The 18,981-nt window shown below is 64.3% G+C and carries 13 protein-coding genes; 5 read left to right on the top strand and 8 right to left on the bottom strand.

What is annotated here, in order from left to right; genetic code table 11:
* Window positions 1-206: 206 nt before the first annotated feature.
* The 3 genes from ACR9ZC_RS11115 to ACR9ZC_RS11105 all read right to left on the bottom strand — a co-directional run bounded on the left by ACR9ZC_RS11115 (window position 207) and on the right by ACR9ZC_RS11105 (window position 4,615).
* On the bottom strand, window positions 207-1,448 hold the full coding sequence (locus ACR9ZC_RS11115; RefSeq protein WP_481580312.1) for a c-type cytochrome: 1,242 nt from the start codon (window positions 1,446-1,448) through the stop codon (window positions 207-209).
* 98 nt (window positions 1,449-1,546) lie between these two features.
* On the bottom strand, window positions 1,547-3,274 hold the full coding sequence (locus ACR9ZC_RS11110; RefSeq protein WP_481580311.1) for a methanol/ethanol family PQQ-dependent dehydrogenase: 1,728 nt from the start codon (window positions 3,272-3,274) through the stop codon (window positions 1,547-1,549).
* 366 nt (window positions 3,275-3,640) lie between these two features.
* Window positions 3,641-4,615 (bottom strand): alpha/beta fold hydrolase, encoded by a 975-nt coding sequence (locus ACR9ZC_RS11105; protein WP_481580310.1) that lies wholly within the window; start codon window positions 4,613-4,615, stop codon window positions 3,641-3,643.
* Between the two features lie 267 nt (window positions 4,616-4,882).
* Between ACR9ZC_RS11105 and ACR9ZC_RS11100 the strand changes: the two genes are divergently transcribed.
* The gene (locus ACR9ZC_RS11100) at window positions 4,883-6,856 is read left to right on the top strand and encodes a sigma-54-dependent Fis family transcriptional regulator (protein ID WP_481580309.1); all 1,974 of its coding nucleotides are present in this window, start codon (window positions 4,883-4,885) and stop codon (window positions 6,854-6,856) included.
* Window positions 6,857-6,862: 6 nt separating this feature from the next.
* Here the strand turns inward: ACR9ZC_RS11100 and ACR9ZC_RS11095 are convergent, their stop codons facing one another.
* Both ACR9ZC_RS11095 and ACR9ZC_RS11090 read right to left on the bottom strand, forming a co-directional pair.
* Window positions 6,863-7,936 carry a DUF6708 domain-containing protein gene (locus tag ACR9ZC_RS11095; protein WP_481580308.1) on the bottom strand — a complete coding sequence of 358 codons (1,074 nt, stop codon included), beginning with the start codon at window positions 7,934-7,936 and terminating at the stop codon, window positions 6,863-6,865.
* A gap of 3 nt (window positions 7,937-7,939) precedes the next feature.
* Window positions 7,940-10,564 carry a T6SS effector BTH_I2691 family protein gene (locus tag ACR9ZC_RS11090; RefSeq protein WP_481580307.1) on the bottom strand — a complete coding sequence of 875 codons (2,625 nt, stop codon included), beginning with the start codon at window positions 10,562-10,564 and terminating at the stop codon, window positions 7,940-7,942.
* A gap of 352 nt (window positions 10,565-10,916) precedes the next feature.
* Here ACR9ZC_RS11090 and ACR9ZC_RS11085 point away from each other — a divergent pair, with 352 nt between their 5' ends.
* From ACR9ZC_RS11085 to ACR9ZC_RS11070, 4 genes are all read left to right on the top strand, one after another.
* Window positions 10,917-11,882 carry a metallophosphoesterase family protein gene (locus ACR9ZC_RS11085; protein ID WP_481580306.1) on the top strand — a complete coding sequence of 322 codons (966 nt, stop codon included), beginning with the start codon at window positions 10,917-10,919 and terminating at the stop codon, window positions 11,880-11,882.
* Complete coding sequence (locus tag ACR9ZC_RS11080) at window positions 11,879-12,271, top strand: cupredoxin domain-containing protein (protein ID WP_481580305.1); 393 nt, start codon at window positions 11,879-11,881, stop codon at window positions 12,269-12,271. Before ACR9ZC_RS11085 ends, ACR9ZC_RS11080 begins: the two co-directional genes overlap by 4 nt.
* 94 nt (window positions 12,272-12,365) lie before the next feature.
* A complete protein-coding gene (locus ACR9ZC_RS11075; protein WP_481580304.1) occupies window positions 12,366-12,992 on the top strand; it encodes an RNA polymerase sigma factor in 627 nt (208 codons plus the stop codon).
* On the top strand, window positions 12,982-13,929 hold the full coding sequence (locus tag ACR9ZC_RS11070; RefSeq protein WP_481580303.1) for an anti-sigma factor family protein: 948 nt from the start codon (window positions 12,982-12,984) through the stop codon (window positions 13,927-13,929). The genes ACR9ZC_RS11075 and ACR9ZC_RS11070 overlap by 11 nt, the downstream gene beginning before the upstream one ends.
* A gap of 22 nt (window positions 13,930-13,951) precedes the next feature.
* On the opposite strand, the gene ACR9ZC_RS11065 is transcribed toward ACR9ZC_RS11070, so the two are convergent.
* The 3 genes from ACR9ZC_RS11065 to ACR9ZC_RS11055 are packed head-to-tail and all read right to left on the bottom strand — an operon-like array spanning window position 13,952 to window position 18,939.
* Window positions 13,952-16,231, bottom strand: a complete 2,280-nt coding sequence (locus tag ACR9ZC_RS11065) for a hybrid sensor histidine kinase/response regulator (RefSeq protein ID WP_481580302.1) — start codon at window positions 16,229-16,231, stop codon at window positions 13,952-13,954.
* A 55-nt stretch (window positions 16,232-16,286) separates the two neighbouring features.
* Window positions 16,287-17,459 carry a DUF1501 domain-containing protein gene (locus ACR9ZC_RS11060; RefSeq protein WP_481580301.1) on the bottom strand — a complete coding sequence of 391 codons (1,173 nt, stop codon included), beginning with the start codon at window positions 17,457-17,459 and terminating at the stop codon, window positions 16,287-16,289.
* Window position 17,460: 1 nt separating this feature from the next.
* Window positions 17,461-18,939 (bottom strand): DUF1800 domain-containing protein, encoded by a 1,479-nt coding sequence (locus ACR9ZC_RS11055; RefSeq protein ID WP_481580300.1) that lies wholly within the window; start codon window positions 18,937-18,939, stop codon window positions 17,461-17,463.
* Window positions 18,940-18,981: the final 42 nt, after the last annotated feature.

The following is an 18,981-nucleotide window of genomic DNA, read 5'->3' as shown; positions in this document are numbered from 1 at the left end:
GTGTGCCATCCGGCGGCGGGCTCAACGAGGCAACATGTATGCCCACGTATCCCAAGGCCGCCTGGACATCGATACAGACCTGCATCGACCGGCGCCGACTGCAACAGTGTTCCAAGCTGCATCGACGACCGTTCCAATTTGGGACAACCGAAACAAGTGGAACAACTGGAACGGTCGTACGAACCGATCGCCGCGCGTGCGATCGATCATTGCCCGGGCCCCGCATTGAGCGGCGTCACCGACGCGCGCGCGACATCGGCCGTGAGCTTCTCGGTTTTCGGTCGATATCCGTTCGAATAGAGCAGGAACGCCATGATGTCGGCGTAGTCCTGCGGCTTGAGCTTGCCCGGGCGGTCTGCCGGCATGTTCGTGGACATGTAGCCAAAGATGCCTCCGATCGTGAGGTGGGAATTGCTGGCCGGTGCGAACGCGGGACCGGTCAAGGCCGGCGCCGTCACGCCCTGCAGGGTCGCTCCGTGGCACTTGGCGCACGCGCTCGCATAAAGACGCTTGCCGTGTTCGATCTGCGCATGGTCGAACGCGGGCGAGTCGCCGGGCGACCCCGCTGCCACGCGCACAAAAGCTCCTCCCGTCGATGGATCGTAGGTTGCGGCGCGCACTGCGCCGAAGGCATACCGCGCGGCACCATCGCGGTAGGCAAGCTCCGGCCTATGCACCGGCCGGTCGGCCGCGGCCTCGGCCAATGCCGGGAGATCCCAGTCGCGCGTGAGCGCGGCGAGCCGGCCATCCGCTTGCATCGCCGCCAACGCCTTGTCGATGCGTTCATGCAGCCCGGCTCGCTTCGCATCGAATGCGAAGACCAATTGCCACTGCGCGTAGACCGAGCGCGTCGCGCCGAGCTCGAAGCGTTGCTCGGGGTGCGAGCGTCGATAGGCCACCACGGCCGGGTACCAGACGATCGCGCGCTGAGCGCGCCCGCCCGCGACCGCTGCGACGGTCAGCTCCGGCGTGTTTTCGAGGTCGAGCCGCGCACCGCTGAACTGCTGCACGGCGATCAGCTGCGCGGGGCTCGCATAGGTCGCGGCCACCACATTGGCCGGGCGAGGCGTCGACGACGATGCGGCCATGCTCAGGTCGACATAGTCCGCTCGCAAATAACCGCGCGAGAATTGCAGCTCGGGGCTCGCGGCGTTGGCAGTCGGCGAGCGCGGAAAGCCCGCGATAACGTCGCAGCGGCTCTCGAGCGCGCGGCGCAATTCCTTGAGCGAGACCCCGTCGTCATCGCTCGAGCCGAGCGCATCGCTGACGATGGACGCATCGATTCGCGCGCGCTTGAATGCTTCGCGCGCGACGGCTCGATCGAGGCTGGCCGACGGGCTGCCGGGGAACGTACAGACACGCACGGCCGCGGGGACCGGCGCCGAGGCGAGGAAGGCGCCGGCAGCGAAGACGCTTGCGGCTGCGAGAGGCAAAGAGGAGATTTTCATGGCGATGCTACCGATGAATGCGTGAAGCGGTGCCGCGAGTCATGCGCCGAATACAGAGCAGACTCGCGACAGATAAAGGCTGCGATGCCGAGGACCGGTCAGCTGCGACCGAGCGCGAAGACGTAGAGCGTGCCGCCGCGCGGAACCTTCTCTGCTATCTTCGCCATCGGGCCGCCCCAGATCGGATTCGCGCCGCCGTAGCCGGCCAGCACGGCAACATACTCCTTGCCGTCGACTTCGAAGATCGACGGCTGCGCGATGATGCCGCTCGCGAGTTTCGGACTTTTCCAAAGCACCTTGCCCGTGGCCGCATCGAACGCATAGAGATGGCCGTCGAGCGAACCGCTGAACGCAATGCCGCTTGCCGTGCTCGCGACGCCGCCGTTCCAAGGCATCTTCGTCCAATGGCTCCAGACCTTCTTGCCCGTGTTCACGTCGATGGCCTGCAGCTCGCCATACCCTTTGCTGCCGGGCTCGGCCTTGATCTCGAACCCTTCGCCCAGATAGGGCAGCCCTTCCATGTAGCTCACCGATTTACCGGACAGGCTCATGCAGGCATGCAGCGCGGGAACGAACGCGAGGTGCCGCTCGGGATCGTAGGACATCGACCACCAGTTCTTGCCGCCGAGAAAGCTCGGACACGTATCGATCGTCGAGCCGACCTTCGGATATTTCGCGCCGTCCTGGATCGGCTTGCCCTCGGCCGTGTACCCCGTCACCGAAGTGGCCTTGACGAACGGCCTTGCATAGATGAGCTTGCCGTTGCTGCGATCGATCGCGTCGAAGTAGCCGTTGCGGTCCGCGTGGATGATCGCGTCGTAGTCCTTGCCCTCGTAGCTGATCTTCGCGAGTACCGGCGTATTGACGCCGTCGTAGTCCCACGTGTCGTGCGACGTGTACTGGAAGTGCCATTTGAGCGCGCCGGTCTTCGGGTCGAGCGCAAGTAAGGAGTCCGAATAAAGATTGTCGCCGGGGCGCAGATCGGCCAGCCACGGCCCCGGATTGCCGACACCCCAGTAGAGCGTTTTCGTCGCCGCATCGTAGGTGCCGGTCAGCCAGGCCGGCGCGCCGCCGTGATCCTGCATGCCGCCGGGCCAGGTGTCGCCGCCCTTCTCCTTCGCACCCGGCACCGTGAAGCGCTTCCAGAGCACCTTGCCATCCTCGGGGCTCAGCGCGGCGATGAAGCCGCGCGCGCCATATTCGCCGCCCGAACTGCCGACGACGATCGCACCGTCCAGCGCGAGCGGTGCGAGCGAGAACGCATAGCCCAGGCCCGGATCGAACATCTGCTTCTTCCAGACGAGGTTGCCCGTTTGCGCATCGAGGGCGGCCACTTCGCCGCTCAGCATGGCCACATAGACGTTCTTGCCGTAGAGCGCGACGCCTCGGTTGACGACATCGCAGCAGGCCGTCTTGAACGATTCGGCGCCGAGCTTGGGCTCGAATTTCCACAGCGTCTTGCCCGTGGCGGCATCGAACGCATAGACGTTGTCCTTGGGCGTGCTCACGAAGAGATAACGCCCGTTGACGATCGGCGTCGCTTCGAAGCCTTGCTGCAGATCGGCGGGGAACTTGTAGCTCCATGCCGTCACGAGCCGTTTGACGTTCGAAGTATCGATCTGCTTGAGCGGCGAATGCGACTGCCCGCTGTAGGTGCGGTAGTAGGTCAGCCAACCCGCGTCCTCTTGCGCGTTCGTCATGCGCTCGAACGTGACCGGGGGATACGCGTCGGCCGCGCCGGCACGAGGTGCATCGAGACCGAGAACGCCCGCGAGCGCGCTCGCAAGTGCCGTGAGCAACAAGGCCGAAGCCGAACTTCTTTTCATGTCTCTCTCCAAGGCTCCTGCCGAGCGCTGACTCCGCCTGAGTGCGATGCCACGCGCGGCCAAGGATTTATCGATTGATTGCGGCGGTATTTCGAACTGCGCGCTTCACGCTTCATTCGGCAACCGCGGCGGGCGGCTCGACGCAAGTCGTATGCCATTGAGGTGGGATCGCCCGGTGCCGCGCGGCATCGCAGCCGATGCGCGTGCCCGCCGAATCGCGTCGTTCGATGTGTCGTTACGTCGCGGCTGTTCCAATTCGGAACAGGCGGTGCGGACACTGTTCACGTTGGGAACAGGCAGGAGGGAAACCGGAGAGGGCTGGAGAGAGTTGAAGAGAGCGTGGACCGCAAGCGACGCCGAACGGCTTCAGCCGAACATCGCTCGAATCGCCTCGGCGAGACTCGCTGCGAGCGCCGGTTCGCTGCCGAGGTGGCCGGCGTCCACGCGCGTGAGTCTGACGTTCGGAACGGCCCGTGCGAGGCGCCGCAAATTGCCGGGCGGACATACGGGATCGTGCATGCCGTGAACGGCTGCGAACGGTACGCCGTTCATCGCGGCGCGGCGCGCCAGCGAGAGCAGCCGCCGTTCGCCGAGCCAACAGTCATGGGTCAGATAGTGCGCCTGGATGCGGTACTTCTTCGTCAGCCGCAACGCGTTCGCGTGCCCGGTGCGCGTCCGGCGACCGGTGCCGCGTGGACGGCCGATATGCGCCGATGCGAGTACCGCGTCTTCGTAATCGCTCCACGCGAGCGCGACGCCGCGCTGCCGCGCCCATGGAGCGCCCTGGCGCAACGCCCGCTCGCAGCATGCGACGAGCGCTGCGGGACGGTCGCAATGCGCCGCACGCATGAGCGCGCGCCATGCGTGCGGTGCGCGGCCGCGCGAGCCGATGAACAAGCCTCGCACCTCGCGCCGCGATGCGAGGAAAAGGCCGCGCAGCACGACGCCTGTCACGCGCTGCGGATGCGCGCCCGCATAGGCGAGCGCGAGCGCCGCGCCCCACGATCCGCCGACGATACCCCAGCGGGCGAATCCGAGCCGCTCGCGAACTGCTTCCATGTCGCCGACGAGCCGGTCCGTGCGGTTATGCCGCAGGCTGCCGCGCGGTCTCGACGCGCCGGCGCCGCGCTGATCGATCAGCACGACTCGACAGCGCGCGAGATCGAAGCGCGCAAGCACGCTCATCGCGCTTGCACTGCCGGGCCCGCCGTGCAGGACGGCGACGGGTACGCCGTCGTGCGCGCCCGCGACGGCAACCGCGATGCGATGGCCATCGCGCGTGATGATGTGACGCGTTACCGCGCGTTGGAGCGCTCGGACGTTCGAATGAGACGCGTTCATTAAAGGCCGGTTCGAGAGGCTGAGAGCCGCGGCTGGAAACCTCGGGAAACTACGGATAACTCCCGATTCCGCCCACTCGGCAATGGCGCCATCGTAAACGATGCAGTCGAAAGTCGATGCCGTGCGCTCATCGGTCGCGGCATGGCCTTTCAGCCCGGCTTCGGCTCGAAGTGGCGTTTCTGGCGCGTAACTTGCTCCAAGCGGCACCACAACGTATCGGCTACGCGCCGGTACGAGGGCCTTGCTGAGGCCTCAATGGAGGAGACAATGCCGGACGACGCCCGTCACGCCCCGAGCTCGCTCACGAACAGCGAAAGCGGCTGGTTGACCCCTTGCATACAGAAAGCGCACGAACGCTCGGAAGGTTTCGGCCTGCACACGTGCACGCAGCCCGACTACGACGTGCTGACCGGTGCCGACCTCACGCTCAAGCTGGAACAAAACCGCGTACTGACGGCGCATGCCCTGCCCGTCATGGAAACGCTGCACGAGCAGATCGTCAATACGCAAAGCATGATCGTGCTGACGGATGCGCAAGGCCTCATCCTCCATTCGATCGGCGACGACGATTTCCTCCAGCGCGCGGAAAAGGTCGCGCTTCGCCCGGGTGCGAACTGGGCCGAAGACCGCCAGGGCACGAACGCCATCGGTACGGCGCTGGCCGAGCGCAGCGCAACGGTCGTCCATGGCGATCAGCACTATCTGGCGGCCAACCGGTTCCTCACATGCTCGAGCGTGCCGATCCTCGACCCTTACGGCGAGGTGGTCGGTGTGCTCGACGTGACGGGCGATTGCCGCAGCTATCATCAGCACACGATGGCGCTCGCGAAGATGTCGGTGCAGATGATCGAAAATCATCTGTTCACGAGCACGTTCCGCGACACGCTGCAAATCGCCTTTCATGGCCGCCCGGAATTCCTCGGCACGCTGATGGAAGGCATCGCCGCCTTCACGCTCGACGGCCGCTTTCTGTCGGCCAATCGCAGCGCGCAATTCCAGCTCGGCGTCCCGCTCGCCGGATTGCGTGCGCATACCCTCGCCTCGCTTTTCGGTCTCACGAGCGCGCAGCTCTTCGATCGCGTGCGCGCGCATCCCGATCAAGTCGTCTCGCTGAATCTGCACAACGGCACGGTGGTCCGCGCGCGCATCGGCATCAAGCGCACGTCGTTCGCCGACGGTCCCGTCGCCGATGTACAACGCGTATCGCGCGCGGTCGCGCAGGCGGCGTCGACGAGCACACGTGTGCGGCTTGCGAGCCTCGATACGGGCGATCCGCAAGTGGCCGCCGTGATTGCGAAGGTGCGCAAGGTCATCGGCAAGGACATTCCGATTCTGATCACAGGCGAGACGGGTACCGGCAAGGAACTGCTCGCGCAGGCGATCCATAACGACTCGCCGCGCCGGGACGGTCCGTTCGTTGCCGTGAACTGTGCCTCGATTCCCGAAACGCTGATCGAATCGGAATTGTTCGGATACGAAGAAGGGGCCTTCACCGGTGCGCGGCGCAAGGGCGCCCTCGGCAAGCTCGTGCAGGCCAACGGCGGCACGCTGTTTCTCGATGAGATCGGCGATATGCCCTATCCGCTGCAGGTGCGCCTGCTGCGCGTACTGCAAGAACGGATCGTCAATCCGCTCGGGTCGACCAAATCGATTCCCGTCGATATCTCCGTCGTCTGCGCAACCCATCGCAGCCTGCGGGAGATGATTGCGCAAAATCTCTTTCGCGAAGATCTCTACTATCGGCTGAACGGGCTCGTCGTCAAATTGCCGCCGCTGCGGGAGCGGACCGATCTTGCAGTCGTCATCGAAAAGATGCTGGAACAAGAGTCGGCGGCGAGCTGCAACGGATGCAGTCTCAGCGTCTCGCACGAGGTCGCCGCGCTGTTCGAGCAATGCGCTTGGCCCGGTAACTTCAGGCAGCTCGGAAACTTGCTGCGTACGGCCGCTGCGATGGTCGATGCCGATGGCGTGATTCGCCGCGAGCATCTGCCCGACGATTTCTTCGAAGATATCGCTGGCCGTGAGGCAAGTGCCGCATCGCAGGTCGGGCAGCCCCCACATGTCGCCTTGAGGAACGATGCGCGCTTGCAGGAAGTGGCGGTTTCGGTCATCGCTGCGGCCATCGAGCGGCATGGGGGCAACGTATCGGCCGCGGCCCGCGCACTCGGCGTCTCCCGTACGACTATCTATCGCAAGATGCCTGCTTCGTTTGGGCTCAATCGAGCCGTCGAAGACGAGTAGAGGTCTTTATCGCGCCGCCTGAGTAGCGGGCTTATCGAGCCAAGCTGCGGCGTGCAAGCGGCCATCGGGTTCTCCGGTCCAGTCTTCAACCCGCGCATTCGAGTCTTCCGGATACTCGCCGCGCTGTTGCGCAAGGACGGTCTCGGCCCAGCCAACCGGTGTGCCGGTGCGCGGTTCCGCATATGGGTCGTGAGGTGCGACGTGAGAGATGTTCTCGATCGCCTGTGGCCACACGGGAGCTCGGCACGTCGCATTCGCCAGCATTCTCATTGCGGTGAAAACAAGCACAGCGGGCATCGATAGGAGCCGCATGAAGACAGGCGCGCTCATCCCGAAGCTATAAAGCGAAAACAGGAATGACTCGCGCGGCGTCTCGTGCTGAGTGTGGAACAGCATCGGTTTCGGGAGGCCGTTCGGGCCATCGCTCATGTACTTGCACCAGTAGTTCCACTGAGCAAGCGCTAGCCTGATTTGCGATGCCGTCCACTCGCGACCGATCGAAAACACCCTCGTGACGTTGCCCTGATCGTCGACCGTGTAGTGGCGGATGTGAAACACCGTCCCGAAAGGGGTGACCTCGCGATGCAGGCAGAAGATCGATTCGTCCGTCCACGGCGCCTCCCAAACGATGTCCCCTTCCCCAGGTTTCCCGAAGAAGCGTCTCGCGCGGATCGCGTAGAGCTTGCGTGTCTCACGGTGGAAGCGGATCGGTTGGTATCGCAGGCCGAAGAACAAGCCGCTGCCTAGCTTCCAGGCAATGGAACCAAAGAGCAATATAGGAATAAGTGCCAATATGTTGAATATAAACATCCAGAAAGCCGGCGCAGGATCAGAATGTGTAAGAAAGAAGATATACGGCCCGATCCCTATTGCGACAAACGCAATCACAACAGGCAATATAACCCACTGCCTTTCAGCAAAAGAAGGGTCGACCACATCCATAAAGGTGGAATTGACACAAAAGACTGAGCCAAAATCCTTTATCTCAGGACCCGCCGGCTTTTTGATGCATAAGCGATGTGCCAGATCCCATTCTGGAACAGGTAAGCCGGTGCACTTCTTCATCAACCGCTCGTCCATACGTTAAGCTCCCATAGCGGAATTGAAGGCCTTGAGCTCTTCATCCAGTGAACGATAGCGCTCACTCATTCCGAACCTGCATCGCGGCATCCATTCATTGATCGCCGCCGGCTTGCATTTCGCAATCACGATGCCGACTATAATCGATGCCGCCAGAACCAGCCATGCGGCAGGAAGCCAACTGGCGAGAAGGGGAATTGTAGAAAGGAACGGCGAGAGAGCCAGGTAGACGCCTAGGGTCCCATTCGCTGCATACAAAGCAGTCAATGCGTAGTCCTTGTTTTTATACGCCTGCGGCAAATTGTTCAATACGTCATACCCGGCCAGCACGACACCGGCGACCGCACCGGTCCATCGTCCGATCCTCGCTCCGATCTCGGCCGTATCACGACTAAACCACGCCCACTGCTTCATGAGAAAAGCGGAGAGAGGATGGTTTGGTGCCTTGGCAACGGTTTCGGATACGGTCTCGACGATATTTCCGAGAATCGAGACGAGCGACCCCGTGAGCTTCAGCACATTCTCGCTCTTGTTGAACTGATCACTGCCGGCGAAATCCTTATACGCAAAAGTCAACGTAGCGAGCTGAAAGATCGCCGCCACGATGCCATGATTGAACTGGACCGACGACGATGAGCCGAGCCACTTGCGGGTCGTTTCCACACCAGGAATCTTGATGACCTTGATATCGCCCGCCTCGAGCGTGCCCTCCCTCACCCAGGCATCGGTGTCGATCGCGTATCCGAAAACGGCCGGATCGGCAGGCGGCGCAGCATTGACTACCTGCCGGCTGAGCTTCATCGCTGCCGCACGACCTTCGATTCTATCGTCGTCGAGTTTCAATCCCAACGCCTTGCCTTGGTCAAGTATCCAGTTCCGCACGGCGATCGGCGTGATATGAGCGGCCTTGATCGGCACGCCGGCGTGTAGCGCCAATCGGATCGTGACGTATCCGACAGCCGCGCCTTTCAAGCCTGTCGCGAGGACATTCACGACAGTATTAGCCGTAGTCACGACGAGCCTGTCTCGCAAGCCGGCCGCATTACCAAGCTTTTCGATGTTTTGGAAGGCGGCCTTGTAGAGGTTCAGAATATTCTCGTACTGAATATCCGAGCCGTGAACTTGAGCATCAGCGGCTTTCATCAACTCCGTCTGATTGAACATTAAAGCGCGCACGTACAAATTGCGGGTATCCGAGGCTCGACCATTCAGCCACTCTTCCAACACTGCCTTGCAATCATCGGTACCCGCAGCCGCACCGATCGCTTGCGCGCACGATTCGCTGTACGCATACCCGCTGCGAAGGTCCGCCGTGTCGTGATTGCCGGCCATCCAGTCGGCGAGCAACTGCGATTTGAGCCATCCAGCATGGGCTTTTACGAGGGGTTCCCACTTGGGCCTGAAGGCATCGAGCGCCTGCGGATATTCCCGCTCACGGAAATGATCCAGCGCCTTGATGTCGATAACGCTTTCGGGCTTCCCATCCGAACCAATCACCGGTTTGCCGTCGGGTCCTTTCTTGAGCGAAGCCTCGCGCCACGCCTCATCTGCTGCGGCCTGCTGTGTTGCAGGCACATCGTCGATCTTTTGCTGTTCGATCTTCGCTGCTTGATCGGCGCTTCCAGTCTTGATCCACGTCCGAACGAAATGAAAAAGGCTTACCGGGTCCGGCGCAATGGCTGCGCGGTCAGCCACATTCGCAACGTTAGCGTCCGCGATGGCTTTTGACGCCCCATAGGTCAACCCTGTCATCGCTTCAGCGTTTGCACGAATACCCGCTTCGGCCCGCTCCACAAGCTGCGCTGAAATGTACTTCCAGTAGACCTGCTCATCGAAGCCGTTATGCACATTCGGGACTGTCAATTCCGCGAGATCGTTCGTGATGCCGACAGGATCGTTGACCGCGACGATGAAGCCTTTCTTGAGCGGTGACTTCGCCATCGCCTCGCCGATGCGGTTCGCGATCTTGCGTTGACGCAGGCTGATTTCGTCCTTGGGAGCGCGGTTGCTGAACCCGAACGCATCCTTCATCGCCTGGTCGTCCATCGCGAAATGCGCGACCGTGCCGTGAGCAGCCTGAAATTCTCCCGTATCCGCGGCACCGCCTGCGAGCATCGCCGCGACGTTGATGCACTGCATATGCTGCTTTCGCCAGCTCTCGTTGCCGATCTTGTTGTAGACAAGATCCTTCGTCCATCGCACGTTCGACCAACCAATCCAAAAGTTCGTCGCTTCGTCGCTGCCAGGCGTGTGCTGGACGCCGATACACCGACCCAACGATTCGAACTCAGTTTCGCCGCTCGCTTTACAACTCTCCGTTCGTGCGCCTTTCGAATCACCCGGCGGCGGCGTCGTATCAGGCGGGAAATACCACAGCGAGCCATCGTCGAGGACCATGTAGGCGCTGAGCCGCTTGCGCTTCTCATCGTAGGTGTACAGATAGCCCTGCCGCAGCGCACGCAACGTGTACTTTGCCGTGCCGATCGATTGCGGAGCACGACCATCGATCTTGAAGTTGCCGGACAGTCCCGGCGCTTTCGCCGCGCCACGCGGGCACGCGAGGGCATACCGAACCGGATAGATCAGCAACGACTGCCGATCGCACAGCGGGCATCCTTTAGTTGTCATGATTTCGATCCCTGAATTTCGGCGTCCAGCCTAAATAGCCGACCGCTCTGCGCTGCATGCCGGCGACCCTTTTCCGGCGACTTCGTACAGACAGGTTCGTTTTCATTCATCAGCCTGACCAACGCCAGGATTCAAAACGGGGCGATTCTACATACAACTGCGCCCCAAAAGAACAAAGGAAACGATCAACGAGATATCACTTCCATGTTTTTCACTTCTGGCGGGAATAACCGGGCGCACGGCGCGGTAATGCTGGATGAGGACAGCTCATCGAGCTCGCGGCGCGTGCGTCGCCGGTCCTCCGAGCGCGGTCTTTTCTGGCCGCATTCACCACGACCAGGAGACTCCGATCATGGATGGCAAGCAAGACGATAAAGACGGCTACCGCGACGCGCGACCGGCCGGCGCCCGGCGCGAATTTCTCAAGTGCATGGCGTGGGCCGGCGCCGGCACGCTCTGGTTCATGCAGGGCGGCGTCCTTCAGGCACGCGCGCTCGGCGACAGCGCGCAGGGCGAAGCCAAGAACGCGGCGTTCAGCTTCGTGCAAGTCAGCGATTCGCATATCGGCTTCAACAAGGCGCCAAACGAGGATGTCGCCGGCACCTTCAAGCGTGCGCTGGACCACATCGACGCCCTGCCCGTGCAGCCGGACTTCGTCATGCATACAGGCGATCTGACTCACCTCTCGAAGCCCGACGAGTTCGATACGGTGACCGAGCTGATGCGCCAGATGCGCACGAAACAACGTTTCTTCGTCCCGGGCGAGCATGACGTGATCGGCGATAACGGCGCCGAATTTTTCCGTCGCTTCGGGAGCGAAGCAACGAAAGGCGGCTGGTATAGCTTCGATCACCGCGGCGTGCACTTCGTCGCACTGATCAACGTGCTGAACCTCAAGGCCGGTGGCCTCGGCTCGCTCGGCACCGATCAGCTCGCCTGGCTGCGCAGCGATCTCGCGAGCCGCACATCGGAAACGCCGATCGTCGTATTCGCCCACATGCCGCTGTGGTCGCTCTATCCCTCATGGGGCTGGGGCACCGATGACGCGGGCGAAGCGCTCGCCTTGCTGCGTCGCTTCGGTTCGGTGACGGTGCTCAACGGACATATCCATCAGATTCAGCAAAAGGTCGAAGGCAACGTGACGTTCTTCACCGCCCGCTCGACGGCCTACCCGCAGCCGGCGCCGGGCGTGGGCCCTGGGCCCGGACCGCTCAAAGAGATCCCCGCCGGCAAGCTGGCCGACTATATCGGCGTGCGCGTCGTGCGTCATGTCGAGACCGCACGCACGCTTGCCCTCACCGAGGAGACGCTGTCATGAACGCACGGTACTTTCGCGGCCGGATTGCGGCCACCTTGCTCATGGTCATGGCTGCCGTTGCAACGAGCGCTTCCCGAGCCGCGACCGATGGCGACGCGCAAGCGGCTGGCGGCAATGCCGGCGGCTCCGGCCAGCCGGCCGTTTATCGCGTCGAAATCAGCAACTTCGCATTCAAGCCGAACGAAATCCACGTGCCGGCCGGCGCGCGCATCGTCTGGGTCAATCGTGACGAGGAGCCGCATGTCGTGGTCAGTACGAACGGTGCGTTCAAGAACTCGCCCGCACTCGACACGAACGATTCGTACACGGCCGTGCTGACGAAGTCGGGCACCTACACCTACTTCTGCAGTATTCATCCGATGATGGTCGGCAAGATCGTGGTCCGGTGAAAACGTCGTGGCTCAACGGACCCTCGATATGCCCAAAAGCGAACTACACTCGACGGGTGGCCGATGGTGCATCGGTGAGGGGGAAGGAGCCGGGGTGACCAGCAGCGATCGACAGGCCGCGCGCAAGCGCGACGACGGCGAGCAGGTTCGCCGTTTCCAGGCGTTGGCCTTGCCGCACCTCGATGCGGCCTACAACCTTGCGCGCTGGTTGAGTGGCAATTCGGCCGATGCCGAAGACATCGTCCAGGAGGCATTCATGCGCGCCCTGCGCTTTTTCGATTCGTTTGAAGGCGACAGCGCCCGGCCGTGGCTGCTCGCGATCGTCCGCCGCACCTGGTATTCGGAGTGGCGCCGTCGCGCATCGTCGCATGAGGTCGTGCAGTTCGACGAGGAACTCGACGACACGCCGATCGACGGCTGGGGCACGGCACCCGAAGATCCGCAAACGCTGATGATCCGCGAGCAGGACACGCGGCTCGTGCACGAGGCGCTTGCCGAGCTGCCCGTCGAATTCCGCGAAGTCCTGATCCTCCGAGAGCTCGAGGACTTGAGCTACCGCGAGATTGCGGCGGTCACCGAATTGCCGATCGGCACGGTCATGTCGCGCATCGCCCGCGCGCGGCGCAAATTCGCCGCCATCGTCACATCGCGCGAGCCGCAACGCCGGGCCTCGCAGGTGCGCACGACCGACGGTAAGCAGGAGAGGCCTGATGGAATGTGACGACATCCGTCCTCGCATCGATGCGAGCCTCGACGGCGAACTCCCGTCAGGCGAAGCGCGCGCGGTCCGACAACATCTCGAAACCTGCGCCGCGTGCCGCGCCGAACAGGAAGCCCTGCTTGCGATACGCCGCAGCGTGCGGCGCGCCGAGTATCACCACGCGCCCGATGCACTGCGTATGCGCATCGCGGCCGCGCTCGAGCGCGAAGCCGGTCGAAGGTCTGCCGCCGATCGCCCCGAGCCGCGGCGAGACGCGCGCTTCGGTTGGCTGAAGCAGCTTTGGCGCCAACCCGGTTCGGCTCGGCCCGCTTCGCATCGGCCCGCATGGCAGGGACTCGCCGCCGGGCGAACGGGCGGCGGCCGTGTCGCAGCCTTCGCCGGGCTGAGCGCCGTTGCCGTTGCGATGGCCGTTGCCGCGACGCTCGCGTTGACGCCTTCGCTACGCGGCCCGAATCGCGCCGAGCTCTTCGTCGACGAACTCGTCGGCGCGCATGTCCGCGCACAACTGTCGGGGCACGGCATCGACGTCATCTCCACGGATCAGCATACGGTGAAGCCGTGGTTCAACGGCCGCCTCGATTACACGCCGCCCGTCGTCGATCTCGCTGCGGAGGGCTTCGCGCTGGCGGGCGGACGCCTCGATTACGTGGCGCATCGGCGTGTTGCCGTGCTCATCTACCGCTATCGCCTGCACGTGATCGATGTCTACGTGATGCCGGAGCGCGAAGCGTCGGACAGCGGCGGCGAAAGCGGGTCCGCCACGCTCGTGCGCGACGGCTATGCCCTCTTGCATTGGCGCGCGAACGGGATGGTGTGGTGGGCCGTGACGGACGCTGAGCCGAACGTGCTGGCCAGCTTCCAGAAGGCGCTCGAGATGAAACTGCAGGGCGCGCAAAACACGGCTGCCGGGCGCCCGGCGTCGGGCGAGTCGATGTAACAGCCGGCCGGGCAAGCAGCGATCACGGGCCGTGGCTTTCGGCCGCGTGCGCTGCTTTCTCAGCCTGGAATGCGTCGATGAGACGCGTCAGATGCGCCAGATCGACCGGCTTGACGAGGTGATGCTCGAAACCCGCCGCCTCGCTGCGCAAGCGATCGGCCTGCTGTCCGTAACCGGTCAGCGCGATGAACATGCACTCACGCGTGGCGGGCATCGCGCGTAGGCTGCCGATGAGCTCGTAGCCATCCATCACGGGAAGGCCGATATCGACGACCGCGATCTCGGGTTTGAAGCGCCCGACGATCTGCAACGCGGCAGCGGGATCGTGGACGGCCTCGACGCGATGACCGCACTCGCCGAGCAGCAGCGCGAGCGCTTCGACAGCATCGACGTTATCGTCGACGAGCAGGATGCGGCAGCCGTTTTTAGGGGGCGGCGCAGCGTGCGCTGTCCGTTCGGACGGCACCGAGGGAGCCCGCGCGCCCGGCGACCGATGCGCGTGGCCCGCCGCCGGGGCAGGCACGCGAATCGTGAATTCGCTGCCGCGACCCGGCCCCGCACTGGCAGCGCCCACGTTGCCGCCATGCAGTTCGACGAGATTCTTGACCAACGCGAGGCCAATGCCGAGCCCGCCTTCCGCGCGATCGAGATTGCGCTTGCCTTGAAAGAACAGATCGAACACGCGCGGCAGCATCTTCTCGCTAATGCCGATACCGTTGTCGCGTACGCTGATCTCGATCGTATCGCCAGGCCCGCGCGAAGCGCAAAGGCGCACTTCTTCGCCCACCGCCGAGTAACGCGCCGCATTGGTCAGCAGGTTGGAGACGACCTGCGCCATGCGCGCCGCATCGACCGACCAGACGAGATCCGGCTCGGCCTGGACGGTCAGCCGGTGATTGCGCTGCTCGAGCAGCAGGCTCGCCATTTCGATCGCATGGTTGAGCACGTCCGAAACATTCACCGTACGCCGTCGAAGCTCGATCTTGCCGCGCGTGAGACGGGCGACGTCGAGCAAGTCATCGACGAGCCGCACCAGATGCTCCACCTGTCGTGCAATGATGCTTTGCTCGTGCGACGTCTCGCCATCCGAGCGCATGCGCATCAGCTGCAGCGCGGTGACGATCGGCGAGAGCGGATTACGCAATTCATGGCCGAGCATTGCCAGAAACTCGTCCTTCGCGCGGCTTGCGCGCTCGAGCTCGACCAGTAGCCGCTCGCGCTCTGCATGCGACTTTTCGAGGCGCTCGCGATTGCGCACCTGCTCCGTCACCTCGACGGCCACCGCGATGACGCCCTCCACTTCGCCGCTGTCCGAACGCGAAGGTTTAAAATTGAACGAGAAATAGCGCGGTTCGAATGCGCCGTCGGTCCGCGTCATTTCGATGCGGTACTCGTCGCGGTGGATCGAGCGGCCGCTCGTATAGCATTTCGATAGCAGTTGGGCGACCTCTCCACCGAGCTTCTCGTCCGGGCACACGTCGGCATAGGTACGGCCGATCGGCTCGGGGCAACCGACGAGCTCGCGATATCCATGGTTGGCGAGTCGGAAGACGTGGTCAGGCCCCGCGAGGAACGCCGCTGCCACCGGCACGTTCATGACGAAGTCGACGAGTTCGCGCTCGCGCCGGCGCAGTGCCGCTTCGGCTTCGCATCGCCGCTGTATTTCGCTTTCGAGCGCAGCCGCCTTTCGTTGCCACGGAGCGATCAGCCGGCTGGCCGTGGCGGCGCCCACGTCCGTCAGGATCTCGGCGGGCAGCACGCGCCCGTGCGCGCCGCAGATTTCGCTGAACACACCGAGTTGCGCGGGATGCGAGAAAAGCGCCCGCGGATAAGCGCAAAAGAGCTTGAACGCATGGCGCCGCGCCAGTTGGTTCCAGAGCATTTCGAGCCGTAGGGCCGCATCGTATTGCCCGGCTGCGCCCAGTATCGCCACCATCTCGCCGAATGCGTGAATCGGCGCCGCATCCGCGCGCGCCGCCGCGTCGGCCACGAGCGCGCCGATCGTTGCAAAAAATCGCTCGTCGTCGGGCCAACCGTCGACCATGAACCCGGCCAGCGCGGCCTGAGCCTCCGCGCAAATCAGCTTGCCCGAACGCGGTCCGCGTGCCGCGCGCTCGAGGCGCGGTACGATCGCCGACAAATGCGCGTCCGTCGCGATGACGATCGCCACGCCTTTGTCGCGCAAGGCGCGCAAGGCAAACTGGACGACTTCGTCTATGACGGGCAGCTCGTCGTCGTAAAAGCGGACGAAATGTTCAGTGAAGTCCCGCCGCGGAATGAGGGCGCGAGCGGCGTTGCTCATGAAAGCGTCTCCATGCAGATACCCTTAACGCGGCAAGCAACGCCCGTGCCGCGGCTCACGCGTGTCGCGCTGTCCCCACTGCGGCAACGACACCGGTGACCGGGGCGAGCAAGCGACGCTTCGGAAAGAGCGCCGCCACGGTATGCGCCGGATCGAGGCCGAACGTTTCGGCTGCCGCCCCGGCGACCAGCGCATCGAGCGACGTCGTCGCGCGCAAATCGCGGCCCTCGTAAAGATCGCCCGCGCGTAAGCCTGGCCAATCCGCCATGACCCGTCCGCCCGCGACTGCCCCGCCCATGAGCATCGCCAGCGATCCGGTACCGTGGTCGGTACCTGCGGTGCCGTTCGCCGCGGCAGTGCGCCCGAACTCGGTGGCGACCACCACCGTCGTGTCGGCCCAGACCGTGCCGAGACCGTCGCGCAGTGCACCGAGCATCGCGTCGAGCGCTTTCAGTTGCGCGGCGAGCCGCGGATTCTGCGCGCTATGGGTATCCCAGCCCCCGGTCTCGATCATCGCGATGCGCGGGCCGTCCGCGCGTGCCAGAAAGCCGGCGGCGAGCTTGCCGAGGCTAGCGGGGTCCTGCCTCGGCCCTGACCGCCCGGCCATCGCGTGCGCGGCCAGCGCCTCGCTCCAGAGCCGTCCGAGCTCGGCATCGTGCGAGTAGAGCTCGCCCACGCGCATGAGTAGATCGTCCGAGGCGTCCGGCAACGACGAAGGCGCGTACGACTCGACATTGGAACGCCCGCGCAATGCGGCGGGCACCGTCGGCGCGAACGCGATCGCCTGGGCCGCGTCACGCGGCAACAGCGCGACGAGACGGTTCAGCCAGCCGTCGCGCAGCTGATAGGGCGCGGTACTGCCGGTCTCCAACACGTTCTGTCCGTCGAAGTGGGAACGATCGCGATAAGGCGTCGCCACGGCATGAACGAAAAGCGCTTGGCGGGCGGCGTAGAACCGCGCCGTACGCTGCAAGGCCGGATGCAGCGCAAACGTGCCGTCGAGCTTGGCGGCCGACGATAGCTCGAGCGCGAGCGGACCGCGCAGCGAGGCATAAGCCGGATCGGCATAGGGTACGACGATGTTCAGTCCGTCCGCGGCGCCGCGCTGGATGACGAACACGAAACGGCGCTCCGACTCGACCCGCGCCAGCGCGAGCATCGGCGAGACCAGCATGGCGCCGGCACCCGCGGCCGACAGGGTCAGGAATCTGCGGCGAGAGAGCGTCATGTCATCTCCGTTGAAAATCGGGCGAAACCAGCAGCAGCGCCAGCGCCGTCGGCACGCTTTCTGCATGCGCGATCGCCGCCGCGGTGGCCGGCATCGGCGCCCCGGCAAGCAGCGTCGGCGCCAACGTGCGCGGATCGATGCTCTCGCCGACGCGAGCGGCGATGCGCTGAGCCAGTTCGACGCGACGCATCAGCGCATCGGGCGCCGCCCAGCTCGCGCTCGTATCGTCGTAGCCGGCCGGCGAACCAGGCCGCCACACCGGCTGGCCCAGTTGCGCGAGAAGCGGCGCCGCATGCAGATTGTCGAGTCGGGTCAGCCCGATGCCGCGGCAAGCGGAAATCGTCCAATCCCAGGGGCTCTTGAACTTCGTCGCCACGGGCTGCCATGCCTCGGGCGACGCAACGAGCGCTCGATAGACGCTCGGCAGATCGCCGCCGCTTGCCTCGAATGCATGCGCGAGCCGCTCGACCATGGCCGGGCTCGGGTTGTCTGTCGAGAAATGGCGCGCGAGCTTCAAACCGATATGGCGCGCCGTCGCCGGCGCCCGCGCGAGGTCGTGGAGCACGGCCAGCGCTTGCGTCGCACCGGTATCCGCTTCGGCCGCCGCATAGCGTCGGCCCATGACCGTTCGTTCGCCGGGCTCGTGCAGCGCAGGCCGAAACACGAAAGTGCCGGCGATCGCGGTGCCCGAGCCCGGTTTGGCACCCGCGGCGCGTTTCATCGCCGGCGCCGCGCCCGGGGCCTCGGCGATGCTCCAGCCTGTCAGGGCCCGCGCGAACTCGGTCACGTCGTCTTGCGTGTAGCCCGTGCGCACACCGAGCGTATGCAGCTCCATGATTTCGCGCGCGAGGTTTTCGTTGAGCCCGGGCTTTTTGGCGGGATTGCGCGCGCCGGCGCGTAACGCGGCCGGGCTGTTCGGGCCGACGGAGCGGACCTGATCCAGATAGATCTGCATGGCCGGGTGCGACTCCACGGCCACGAGCATGTCCTCGAACGATCCGAGCACGTACGGGCGAATCGCCTCGGCCTCGAAAGCGCCGGCAAGCGGCGCGAGCTCCGGCTTGTCCGCCGACACGGCGAAATGATTCGCCCAGAAATGCACGAGCCGTTCGACGAACGGGGTATTCGTCGCCAGTGCGCTGTTCATACGGGCGTCGACGGCCGAGACATAGGTGTCGCGCAGTTCCTTGCGCACCGCCTGAATAGCCGCCCGACTTGCCGCTGCGCCGGCCTGGCTCGCGGCCGCCGTGCTCGCGGCCATCTTCGCCTCTTTGCGCACGCGGCGAGCCTCGGCCACGGCTTCAAGTGCGGCATGCGAGCTGGGCTCCTGCGCCCATGCGGGCGGCCACGGCTCGTAGGCGTCGAGTTGGGCCAACAGCCAGCCTTTGGGGTCGCCGGGAGCGGCCTGGCCGGCGCGCGCGCCGAGCCCAAATCGATTCAGCGCGATCGCCGCGCCGGTCATATGTTCTGTATTGGCCATGTTGTCTCGCGTGGGACTCCGGCTGCTGCGCATATCGGCTCG

It is taken from the genome of Trinickia sp. HAY1-2D, assembly GCF_056754935.1.
Note: the sequence above shows the minus strand (reverse complement) of the source record. Positions and strands in the feature narration are given on the sequence as shown.

Coding starts and splice junctions, on each gene's coding strand:
- ACR9ZC_RS11095 (WP_481580308.1), bottom strand. CDS start 7,936: ATGGACGAGCGGTTGATGAAGAAGTGCACCGGCTTACCTGTTCCAGAA.
- ACR9ZC_RS11085 (WP_481580306.1), top strand. CDS start 10,917: ATGGATGGCAAGCAAGACGATAAAGACGGCTACCGCGACGCGCGACCG.
- ACR9ZC_RS11060 (WP_481580301.1), bottom strand. CDS start 17,459: ATGACGCTCTCTCGCCGCAGATTCCTGACCCTGTCGGCCGCGGGTGCC.
- ACR9ZC_RS11115 (WP_481580312.1), bottom strand. CDS start 1,448: ATGAAAATCTCCTCTTTGCCTCTCGCAGCCGCAAGCGTCTTCGCTGCC.
- ACR9ZC_RS11065 (WP_481580302.1), bottom strand. CDS start 16,231: ATGAGCAACGCCGCTCGCGCCCTCATTCCGCGGCGGGACTTCACTGAA.
- ACR9ZC_RS11055 (WP_481580300.1), bottom strand. CDS start 18,939: ATGGCCAATACAGAACATATGACCGGCGCGGCGATCGCGCTGAATCGA.
- ACR9ZC_RS11105 (WP_481580310.1), bottom strand. CDS start 4,615: ATGAACGCGTCTCATTCGAACGTCCGAGCGCTCCAACGCGCGGTAACG.
- ACR9ZC_RS11100 (WP_481580309.1), top strand. CDS start 4,883: ATGCCGGACGACGCCCGTCACGCCCCGAGCTCGCTCACGAACAGCGAA.
- ACR9ZC_RS11070 (WP_481580303.1), top strand. CDS start 12,982: ATGGAATGTGACGACATCCGTCCTCGCATCGATGCGAGCCTCGACGGC.
- ACR9ZC_RS11090 (WP_481580307.1), bottom strand. CDS start 10,564: ATGACAACTAAAGGATGCCCGCTGTGCGATCGGCAGTCGTTGCTGATC.
- ACR9ZC_RS11110 (WP_481580311.1), bottom strand. CDS start 3,274: ATGAAAAGAAGTTCGGCTTCGGCCTTGTTGCTCACGGCACTTGCGAGC.
- ACR9ZC_RS11080 (WP_481580305.1), top strand. CDS start 11,879: ATGAACGCACGGTACTTTCGCGGCCGGATTGCGGCCACCTTGCTCATG.